Annotated in this window: 3 protein-coding genes and 2 pseudogenes; 1 reads left to right on the top strand and 4 read right to left on the bottom strand. The window is 58.1% G+C overall.

Going from position 1 to position 5,147, the window contains the following annotated elements; translation table 11 throughout:
• Positions 1–277: 277 nt before the first annotated feature.
• A complete protein-coding gene (locus P0D89_RS50820) occupies positions 278–1,516 on the bottom strand; it encodes a porin (RefSeq protein WP_408370460.1) in 1,239 nt (412 codons plus the stop codon).
• A 444-nt stretch (positions 1,517–1,960) separates the two neighbouring features.
• Between P0D89_RS50820 and P0D89_RS50815 the strand changes: the two are divergent.
• Positions 1,961–2,680 (top strand): annotated as a pseudogene (locus tag P0D89_RS50815) (IS6 family transposase).
• A 53-nt stretch (positions 2,681–2,733) separates the two neighbouring features.
• On the opposite strand, the pseudogene P0D89_RS50810 reads toward P0D89_RS50815, so the two are convergent.
• The 3 genes and pseudogenes from P0D89_RS50810 to P0D89_RS50800 all read right to left on the bottom strand — a co-directional run.
• Positions 2,734–2,883: pseudogene (locus P0D89_RS50810) on the bottom strand (IS6 family transposase); the annotation flags it as partial.
• Between the two features lie 68 nt (positions 2,884–2,951).
• Positions 2,952–4,364 (bottom strand): DUF2252 domain-containing protein, encoded by a 1,413-nt coding sequence (locus P0D89_RS50805; RefSeq protein ID WP_408370459.1) that lies wholly within the window; start codon positions 4,362–4,364, stop codon positions 2,952–2,954.
• Positions 4,365–4,861: 497 nt separating this feature from the next.
• The coding region (locus P0D89_RS50800) for a DDE-type integrase/transposase/recombinase (RefSeq protein WP_408370457.1) at positions 4,862–5,147 on the bottom strand (286 nt) is incomplete at its 5' end.

Below are 5,147 nucleotides of genomic sequence, written 5' to 3'. Positions count from 1 at the left end.
GGCACGGTTCTGAGGGGGCTGGACGCGGGTGACCGCGCCCAGCTACCCGACAACCTGCGCCACTACTGCTGAGCGTCATCGCAGGGCACGCAGTTCATCGACGGCGCAGCGCGCCATGAACTGACGCGCCATGTCAATTGGCATTCTTGACTCTATTATCCTATTCGACAACATGGTAGCCGCCATTTTTCGGAACGATCCATCCTGCTTCGAGGTTCGCGAATGTCGCTGGCATCATGCGAGCCGCACAGCCGCAAAACCAGGAACCAGTTGACAATCAGAAGAACGTGCGGATGCCAGCTGCCGCAACGTAATTGGTCGGCTCGTCGCCGATAAACTCGGAGCCGTTGAACTTCGAAAACATGTACCCGACATAGAGGTCGGTACGATTGCTCAGGTTGTAGTCGAGCAGCACTGAGTATTCGAGCTGGTTGCCACCTGCAACGTGTGCACTCTGCATGAGCTGCGTATCGTAGAAGCCGGCGGCAATATCAAATGTCGGCGTAATCTTGTAGTCGCCACCGAAGAAATACACGTTGGTCTTGGAGGCGTTGGCCGTGTTCACAAGCGAGCCCTGGAATCCATAGTAATCAGTCGTTGCACCGGCGGCAGCCGGGTCGCTTGGCGGCTTGATCTCGTAACGCTCATAGCCGCCCTTGACCGTGAGCGCGCCGAATGAATACTTCGCCGCGAGGTAAAGATCCTCGTCGTTGTTGAGCGTCAATGTACCGACATTGTTGCCGATTAGCGGACTGCCCACCGGATTCACCCCCACCAGCGCCCCCGAATGCACGATATCGCGGGCGTAGTAGTAGCCTGCATCAACGGCCAGTTGATGCGCTTCGTAGCCAAGATCCGCGCCGAATGTAGAGCCGTCGCCAAAGTTGCCGGCCACACCGCCGAAGCTATATGAAAGACCGATCTTGAAATCGCCGATTTTGTTCGTGTACTTGACGTTGTTGTCAGTACGCGAACCCTCGGTGATGCCGCCGGCCGAATACGAGCCCGAGTACCCCAACGGAGAAAACAACGCCGCGAAGGACAACGGATCGTAATTCAGGAGCGTATCGTAGCCGAGCGTAGTCGTTCGCCCGAACGCCAGACTGCCGTAGGTATCATGCCGGAGTCCGACGAACGCGCCCCGGTCGAACAGCTGCCCGTCGAGCGCCGATGCCCCGCTGGTCGTGTTGTTCGCACCGGCAATGGAAGCGGCTCCGTTGTTGATTTGGCCGGACGGCAGGTTGAAGCCTGATTCCAGGTCGAAGAAAGCGTGCAGTCCGCCACCCAGGTTTTCGTTACCTCGAATCCCCCAGCGAGGGTCCGAAATGCCCCCATTGAACATTCCCGTGACGGAATGCGGGTAGGCCGTCGGCACTTTTTCCGGGTTGACGGTGATCGCCCCCTGCGAAGTTCCATTCGCACTGTGTTCTACGGTCCCGACTGCAACGTCGAGTATTCCGTACAGCGTGACGCTGTCGCCATTGATCTCATCGGCGTGGGCTGCTCCGGCAAGCAATGCGAGAATCCCGCCGCAAATGTGTCTCTTGTTCATAGTTATCCTGTCATCCTCAATGCTGTTTTTGTGTCTCGCACCGTTGCAGCGCGAGATAAGCCGGTTTTCATGAAACCGGCGTAAGGATTATGGCTGTGACAATTCGTCCGGGGTCTCGAAAGACAGAGTTTCAGAATTTGTGTTTCTGTAGTGACACGCCTGTTACGCGCCAGAAGCAGGGATGTGCTACGTGCGGTGTGTGCCGGTAGAACTATCGCGTCTGGGGACCGTTCGCGGATAGGGCACGGGCGGGCGAGGCGCGCAGCGGTGTCGTGCTGTCGGTTTATGTATTCCGCCGGGTTGGAAGCGCCCCAGGTAGGTGCGGGCGACACACACGCCGCCGTCGGTTGTGGTGCAAATTCCGGCGCCTTGTTCTGTTACTCTCGAGCTTTTGACGACCACGAGCCAATGAGTAAGCTGAAAGATCTCGAATGGTTGTTCAACGGGCGTCATTTCGACCGCGAAGTCATCGTCCTTTGCGTGCGTTGGTATCTGCGCTACAAGCTCAGTCTGCGTGATCTTGTCGAGATGATGGCTGAGCGCGGCCTGTCCCTCGCCCACACTACGATCCTGCGTTGGGTGAAACGCTACACGCCGGAGTTCGTCAAACGCTGGAATCGGTTGACTACGACAGCCGGTCAGTCGTGGAGAGTCGACGAGACCTGCGTGAAGATTCGCGGCAGATGGGCCTATCTCTACCGGGCCGTTGACCGGGCGGCAAAGACGATCGATTTTCGCTTCAGCGCCAGGCGGGACGTGGCGGCAGCAAAGGCGTTCTTCGCAAAGGCAATCAGGACTCAGGGACGCGCTCCTGAAACGATCACGCTGGATGGTTACGCGGCATCTCATCGGGCGGTCCGCGAGATGAAGACCGACGAGTCGCTACCCAGGTGAACGAAATTGCGATCCTCGAAGTTCCTGAATAACCTGGTTGAGCAGGATCACCGCCACATCAAAGCGCGGGTGAACGTGATGCTCGGGTTCAAGCGGTTCCGCAGCGCCGCCGTTACCCTCTCTGGCATCGAACTGATGCATCGCATTCGCAAAGGCCAGTTCGATCTCACCAGCATGCACCTCAAAGATACCGCTTCGCCCTCGATCTGGATGGCGGTTCTTTCAGCTCGATGAGGTATCCGAAGCAAGAGCGATTTATCGCCAGCCTACCGAGTTTGCACCACAACCGCCAGCAGTTCCTCGACCATGCGCAGGCGCAGCGGGAAACGGTAGTACAGCGACAACGCGTAGCTGATCACAACGGGCGGGAAGCGGTATCCCGCATACGAAATAGCGGAGCTGGCGGGCGTGCGGTGCGGTTGGGCAGTTCGTTTCATGGCCGCCATTGTCACCACACTCGCGTTGACTTGCCAACCACGTGACAGCACCCTTCGACATCAATCTGTCAGACGTGGAAGTCTGCGGCCATGTCCTCGTCGCTTCGAGCCTCAAGCTTGCCTGATCGGCATGCGCGCATGAACGTGTCATAGTCCTTCCGATTCTGCTCAGCGTAGGCGAACGCGTATTCAGTGAGCGCCTCCGCGATGCGGCTGCCACTGCCCAGATAAGACGCGATTTCGACAGCTTTCCCACTCGCCTTGGCGTGGGCGCGCGCCAGCGCCCAACTGCACATGCGTGCATACCCTCGGAGTATCGTGCTGCTCATGCGCTCCACTTCGGCAGAGACCTTCATGTCGCGTAACTGGCGGAAATAAAAGTGCCGTTCTGCAGGACCGGTCGTCCAGCCGAGGAAAGAATCGCTCGCTGCCTGAAGCAGCCGCTGACCGGTCACCACGCGTTCGCCGTGGTGAGCCGGCCCGTTACCTTCAAAGTAACGCGCAATCACCGACTGGCGTGCTTCCTTGACCTGCAGGAAGAGTGGCTTGCCATGATCGTCGACGAACAGCAGCACCAGGCAGAATGTGCCGACACTGCCGACGCCAACAACCTTGAACGCAATGTCATGAAGATCGAACTGGTCGATCAGCTGACGGCGATCCAGTGAAACCGTTTGAAGATAGGCATCGAATGCATGGGCGAGCTTGCCTTTCCACTCGCTGGCGTCCGACCATTTCTGATCCTTTCCAAGCAGCGAGTTAGGGCCGCCGGGATGAAACAGGGCTGGCGGGGTGTCCTGAATGCACCATCGACCGTCTCGCAGCACGGCCATCTTGCCCAGCATGCTTTCGTGCGTGCGGGCGGCCGCCTTTTCCATCACCCGGATGATCAGCTGTCTCCCTTCGGCCGTGGCCGCAGCCTCGATCATCCTGTCAAATGTCACGATCTCGTGCCATAGTTCGAGCGCGCTGCATTCCGCGTACTTATGCATTCGGTCGCAGTACTCGTGTACAGCCGTCGAGATGACGTCCTTGATTGATCCACGGTCAATGCCCATGTGCTCACCGGCTATCGCCAGACTGGCCATGAACCGTTTGACGTCCCATTCCCACGGTCCGGGCGCGACTTCATCGAAATCGTTGAGGTCGAAGACGAGTTGGCGCTCTGGCGTCGCAAACCCGCCGAAGTTCATCAGATGAGCATCGCCACAGATCGGAAAGGCAATCCCGGAATTGGCCGTTTTGGCCAGATCGTGAGCCTGGAGAATTGCGCTGCCCCGAAAGAATGTAAACGGCGACACAGACATGCGGCCATAGCGCAGCGGGAGCAGTGCTTCTACACGGCCCGCACTGTTCTCCCGTAATAGTGTGAGGGGATCGCGATCAACAACGCCAATCGTCGCATTCTGTAAGCGCGGCGCATGCTGGCGTGCGAAACGGCCAGCGGCCTTGCGGTCGGCCAAAGTGTGCGTCTCCGGCATTTTGCATACCTTTATTGATTTATTGCGTTACGCGTGAGCGAGGGGACCTCGCAACGCTGCGGGTCCGGGAAGCCCGGCCGCCAGACAAAATCCAGTCTAGCATCTAATTTTTTCGTTGCACGCGGGTTCATGCCCGGTCCAAGACACCCTCCCGCGTGGATGCTGCTTCCCGTGGTACCGGACCAAAGGCCAATACCAAAACCGGAACGCGATTTTTAAGCTGATACAGAAGAAAAATATCGCTGGACGATCGCCGATAGTGCTTACAGGACGTGCCCACAAACGGGCTGAACTTCGGTACGGCTGCAACGCTCGGCTTATTCCTGGCCATGTCCGCATTGGCGCTATGGCAACAGCAACATCTGGGGCGGCTTTAAAAGCGTATCCGTCGGCGTAACCCGTCAGAAGTTGGAAGTTAGTACGGGACCAACAACGCCGCGAGGGCACTGTCAAGTTATCGGTTGACGAGCGGCCGAACATGAATGACGTAAGGAAACCTAATTTAAGCGTGCAATACGCTCCAGCATTGGAGCGCACGTCACGCTTTCCCGGGCCTCGAAGGCCTGGGTGCGTAGCGCCCGCTTTTTCCTTGCGTCGGTGTGGTAGCGGCAAAGCATGAAGATTCTGGCGACCTGGTCGTGGACCGAAGCGAAGCGTTGCAGGTGACCCGCTGATTTGAAGCGGCGCATCACCTTTTCGCGTAGCCGTGTCGGCTGGTGCGAATTTTCCGCCCGGTTGTTCAGCCCCTTGTGCTGGCGATGTTGGTTCTGATGTGATGGACGC

The sequence above is a fragment of the Paraburkholderia sp. RL18-085-BIA-A genome, from assembly GCF_046027075.1.
In the GTDB taxonomy this organism is placed as follows: domain Bacteria; phylum Pseudomonadota; class Gammaproteobacteria; order Burkholderiales; family Burkholderiaceae; genus Paraburkholderia.
The sequence above is the reverse complement of the archived record's forward strand: the minus strand, read 5'-3'. Positions and strand labels throughout refer to the sequence as shown.

Excerpts from the sequence above, each read along its gene's own strand:
- P0D89_RS50805 (WP_408370459.1), bottom strand. The coding sequence starts at position 4,364 with ATGCCGGAGACGCACACTTTGGCCGACCGCAAGGCCGCTGGCCGTTTC.